This is a genomic window from Streptomyces sp. UH6 (assembly GCF_013421635.1).
GTDB classification, from domain to species: domain Bacteria; phylum Actinomycetota; class Actinomycetes; order Streptomycetales; family Streptomycetaceae; genus Streptomyces; species Streptomyces abyssomicinicus.
In genome coordinates this window covers 1-3,834 of sequence record NZ_JACADT010000547.1, presented here as the reverse complement: position 1 = coordinate 3,834, position 3,834 = coordinate 1, and the positions used below count along the sequence as shown (strand labels likewise).

Genomic DNA, 3,834 nt, shown 5'->3' with positions numbered 1-3,834 from the left:
GGCCGTCGGTCGCGTTGCCGAGGTGGACCGGGGTGCCGGGCTCGAGCCGCGTCCGCTGGACCCGCTGCCCCCGCACGTAGGTGCCGTTGGTGGAACCGTGGTCCTCGAGCACCCAGCCGCCGTCGGCGTGGCTGACGGTGGCGTGGCGCCAGGAGACCCTGGCGTCGTCGAGGACCAAGTCCCCTTGCGGGTCCCGGCCGATCGTGTAGGACCTGGACGAATCGAGCGTCCAGGTCCGTCCGTTGAATTCGAGTACGAGTTCTGGCACTCCATGCCCCACTGATTTGTCCCCCGAGTTGGCCCCCGACACAGGGAGTCCAGGGAAGTCGAACGTCCGGGGGAACTATCCCAGGCGACGTGGGGCGACCGGAAGCGGGACCCGTGGACAGGTACCGAATCGCCATCTTCACCGGCCCGGGCGACGGCGCGAAAGCGGGCAGAGGGGGTCCAACCGTGCGATCGGCCGGAGCCCGCACCCGCGTCGCCCCGGCCGCGGGGGGTGGGGACGAGGGCGCCCGGCGCACGGCTCCGAGGTGAGGGACGGGGGCGTCCGGGTGGCGGACCGGTGGGGCGCACGGGGCGGGTGGGCGGATACGGTGGGAGGACCATGAGCGCTGCGCAGAACTCCGACGTCCCCACTCTCCTCGTCAAGATTTTCGGCAAGGACCGCCCCGGGACCACCGCCGGTCTGTTCGAGACCCTCACCGCCTACCGTGTCGACGTCGTCGACATCGAGCAGGTCGTCATCCGCGGCCGGATGGTGCTCTGCGCCCTGATCACCCAGCCGCCCGTCGGCCAGGAGGGCGATCTGCGGGCCGCCGTCCACAGCTGGGCGGGGTCGGTCAAGCTGGAGGCGGAGATCCTCTCCGGCACCGGTGACAACCGGCCGCGCGGCAGCGGCCGGTCCACGGTCACCGTGCTGGGCAACCCGCTGACCGCCGAGTCGACCGCCGCGATCACGTCCCGGATCACCGGCGCCGGCGGCAACATCGACCGCATCTTCCGCCTGGCGAAGTACCCGGTGACGGCAGTGGAGTTCGCGGTCTCCGGCGCGGAGACGGCGCCGCTGCGCACCGCCCTGGCGACCGAGGCCGCCGCGCTCGGCGTGGACATCGCGGTGGTGTCGGCGGGGCTGCACCGCCGGGCGCAGCGGCTGGTGGTGATGGACGTGGACTCCACGCTCATCCAGGACGAGGTCATCGAGCTCTTCGCCGCCCACGCCGGCTGCGAGGAGAAGGTCGCCGAGGTGACGGCGGCGGCGATGCGCGGCGAGCTGGACTTCGAGCAGTCGCTGCACGCCCGGGTGGCACTGCTGGAGGGCCTGGACGCCTCGGTGGTCGAGAAGGTGCGCAGCGAGGTGCGGCTGACGCCGGGCGCGCGCACCCTGGTGCGCACCCTCAAGCGGCTGGGTTACCAGGTGGGCGTGGTGTCGGGCGGCTTCACCCAGGTGACCGACGACCTGAAGGAGCGCCTGGGCCTGGACTTCGCGCAGGCCAACACGCTGGAGATCGTCGACGGCCGGCTGACCGGCCGGGTGATCGGCGAGGTGGTGGACCGCGCGGGCAAGGCGCGGCTGCTGCGCCGTTTCGCGGCGGAGGCGGGGGTGCCGCTGGCCCAGACGGTGGCGATCGGCGACGGCGCCAACGACCTGGACATGCTGAACACGGCGGGTCTGGGTGTCGCCTTCAACGCCAAGCCGGTGGTCCGGGAGGCCGCCCACACGGCGGTGAACGTGCCGTTCCTGGACACGGTGCTCTATCTGCTGGGCATCAGCCGCGAGGAGGTCGAGGCCGCCGACGGGGGCCTCGTCGAGAACTGACCTCCGCCCGCGGCCGGAGGACCAGCCGGGCGGGGAAGCGCCGGGCTGGGCGGAGCCGGGCGGGAAGCGCCGGGCGCGCCGGGCGGGGACGGGTCCCCGGCCGGGCGCGCCGTTCGTCACTTGGTGGGCGCCCAGTAGTCGGTCAGCGTGCACACGCCCGGTTCCAGGTTCTTCCAGGAGCCGGTGAAGGTGAGCACCGCGAAGGCGGCGGTCGGGAAACCGCGCCGGGCCATCCGCTCCCCCGCGTCGCCCTCGGCGGAGCCCGCCAGCACCTCGGCGAGGCCGTGGACGCCGGGGTTGTGGCCGATCAGGAGGACGTTGCCCGCCTCGTCGGGTGTCTCGTTCAGCACGGCGACGAGCTGGCCGGGCGTCGCCTCGTAGATCCGCTCCTCGTAGACCGTCCGCGGCCGCTGGGGGAATTCGTGCACGGCGAGCTTCCAGGTCTCGCGGGTGCGGTTCGCGGTGGAGCAGAGGGCCAGGTCGAAGGGGATGCCGGAGTCGGCGAGCTTGCGGCCGGCGACCGGGGCGTCCATGCGCCCCCGCTCGGCGAGCGGCCGTTCGTGGTCGGCGACGTCGGGCCAGTCGGCCTTCGCATGCCGGAAAAGGACGATCCTGCGGGGTTCTGCGACGCTCATGGATCCCAGCTTTGCACGAAAGAGGCGGCGAGGCGCTGGGAGTTGGCAGGCGTCACCGGGCCGGGGCGGACGGCCGTGTCAGCGGCCGGCCATTTCGGCCAGCCGGGTCAGCAGTTCGCCGCCGCCGGGGGCCGCGCCGGCGGCGGGATCGGCGACCAGCAGGAGCAGCGCCACGAAAGCCAGGACCGGCAGGGCGAGGCCCCACCAGGGCAGCCTGGCGTCGGGGCCGGAACCGGCGCCCGGAGCGGAGCCGTCACCGGTCGCCGGGGCGGGGCAGGAGGTCGTCGTACGGACCGGCATGATGCCTCCGGATGCTGTAGGGGCGCGTCCCGGCCGTCGCACGGCCGGTGGCCGTCCCAGGGCCACGCTCCGACGCTACGCAACGGGCGTGACGCGTCACATCCGGTGATCCACCCATTCGACCCTGAGGAACGTCCCCTAGGGGACGTGGGGACAGCCCCACCCCGCCGCCGGCAGCGGGCGCGGACGGCTCCGGCCGGGGTCGCGGGGAGCGTCGTCACGGCAGGGTCGTCGGGGCTGTCGGGTCCGTCGGGGCCGAAGCGGGGTCGAGGCCGTCGGGAGGGTCAGGGCGCGGCGATCGAGGCGATGACGCCGATGATCACCATGATGAGCAGGAACGAGCCGAGGACGAGCAGCAGCTTCTTCTGGCCGTTCTGGGGGTTCGGGTCGAGCACCATGGCCACAGTCTCGCACTCCTCGGACGCCGCGCCGGAACCGGGTGGTCAGCGCGGCGCGGCCGGCGCGGGCTCCTGGGACGGTGCCAGTTCGTCCTCGACCGTCCGGTTCTTCCCGGCCAGCACGCCGAAGACCATCTGCGGGATCATCAGCGCGGCCATCAGGGTCAGCGGCAGGGCCCAGCCGCCGCTGTGCTGGTAGAGGACGCCGACCAGCACCGGGCCGGGGATGGAGATCAGGTAGCCGGTGCTCTGCGCGAACGCCGAGAGGCGGCCGACGCCCTCTCCGGTGCGGGCGCGCATGCCGACCATGGTGAGGGCGAGCGGGAAGGCGCAGTTGGCGAGGCCCAGCAGCACCGCCCAGAGCCAGGCCCCGGCGGCCGGGGCGAGGATCAGGCCGGTGTACCCGGCGAGTCCGCTGACCCCGAGGGCGATGACGATCGGGCCCTGGTGGGGCAGCCGGGCGGCCATCCGCGGGATGACGAAGGAGAGCGGGACGCCCATCACCATGCTCACGGCCAGCAGCACGCCGGCCGTACCGGCGGAGACCCCGGCGTCGCGGAAGATCTGGGCGAGCCACCCCATGGTGACGTAGGCGCAGGTGCTCTGGAGGCCGAAGAAGACGGCGAGGGCCCACGCGGTGCGGCTGCGGGTGATGCTCCGCATCGGCGCCGCGGCCGTTGCC

General features: G+C 73.4%; 6 protein-coding genes. 1 reads left to right on the top strand and 5 read right to left on the bottom strand.

The genetic code is table 11. The features are described from left to right. The coding region (locus HW445_RS21730; protein WP_180222654.1) for an FHA domain-containing protein at positions 1 to 280 on the bottom strand (280 nt) is incomplete at its 3' end. A 327-nt stretch (positions 281 to 607) separates the two neighbouring features. Between HW445_RS21730 and serB the strand changes: the two genes are divergently transcribed. Next, positions 608 to 1,819, top strand: a complete 1,212-nt coding sequence (gene serB, locus HW445_RS21725; protein WP_180222653.1) for a phosphoserine phosphatase SerB — start codon at positions 608 to 610, stop codon at positions 1,817 to 1,819. A 116-nt stretch (positions 1,820 to 1,935) separates the two neighbouring features. On the opposite strand, the gene HW445_RS21720 is transcribed toward serB, so the two are convergent. The 4 genes from HW445_RS21720 to HW445_RS21710 form a co-directional block, all read right to left on the bottom strand. Next, entirely contained in the window at positions 1,936 to 2,454 is a 519-nt protein-coding gene (locus tag HW445_RS21720; protein WP_180222652.1) for a histidine phosphatase family protein, read from the bottom strand. Positions 2,455 to 2,532: 78 nt separating this feature from the next. After that, a complete protein-coding gene (locus HW445_RS21715) occupies positions 2,533 to 2,754 on the bottom strand; it encodes a hypothetical protein (RefSeq protein WP_180222651.1) in 222 nt (73 codons plus the stop codon). Between the two features lie 284 nt (positions 2,755 to 3,038). Next, positions 3,039 to 3,149, bottom strand: coding sequence for an SGM_5486 family transporter-associated protein (locus HW445_RS33710; protein ID WP_281372112.1), 111 nt, complete (start codon positions 3,147 to 3,149; stop codon positions 3,039 to 3,041). Between the two features lie 48 nt (positions 3,150 to 3,197). Beyond that, on the bottom strand, positions 3,198 to 3,834 hold a 637-nt coding region (locus tag HW445_RS21710), incomplete at its 5' end, for an MFS transporter (protein WP_180222650.1).

Excerpts from the sequence above, each read along its gene's own strand:
- HW445_RS21715 (WP_180222651.1), bottom strand. The coding sequence starts at position 2,754 with ATGCCGGTCCGTACGACGACCTCCTGCCCCGCCCCGGCGACCGGTGAC.
- serB (WP_180222653.1), top strand. The coding sequence starts at position 608 with ATGAGCGCTGCGCAGAACTCCGACGTCCCCACTCTCCTCGTCAAGATT.
- HW445_RS21720 (WP_180222652.1), bottom strand. The coding sequence starts at position 2,454 with ATGAGCGTCGCAGAACCCCGCAGGATCGTCCTTTTCCGGCATGCGAAG.